1 protein-coding gene is annotated in these 229 nt (G+C 69.0%); it reads right to left on the bottom strand.

All coding sequences use genetic code 11. From position 1 onward, the window contains the following. Positions 1–229, bottom strand: a 229-nt coding sequence (locus SB724_RS22165; protein ID WP_410573282.1) for a hypothetical protein, incomplete at both ends; no start/stop codon positions are given.

Below are 229 nucleotides of genomic sequence, written 5' to 3'. Positions count from 1 at the left end.
CGGCTGGCCAGGGCGTGTGCCTGGGCGATGCGCTGGCGGGCAACTGCCCTGACGTTGGCCACCGCCAGGCGCTCGGGGGGCGGCCACTGGTCTGCGTCAAGCTGTGCCAGCTGGCGCCAGGTCAGCGGAGCGTGGGGCGCCTGATCGTTACCGGGGGGCAATTGCAGCTGCTGCAGTTCGCGGCTCAGGTCCAGGCATTGCTCATTCAGGGCATTCAGCCAGGAAGTAC

The sequence above is a fragment of the Bacillus sp. SIMBA_031 genome (genome assembly GCF_046535225.1).
GTDB classification, from domain to species: Bacteria; Bacillota; Bacilli; order Bacillales; family Bacillaceae; genus Bacillus; species Bacillus velezensis.
The sequence above is the reverse complement of the archived record's forward strand: the minus strand, read 5'-3'. Positions and strand labels throughout refer to the sequence as shown.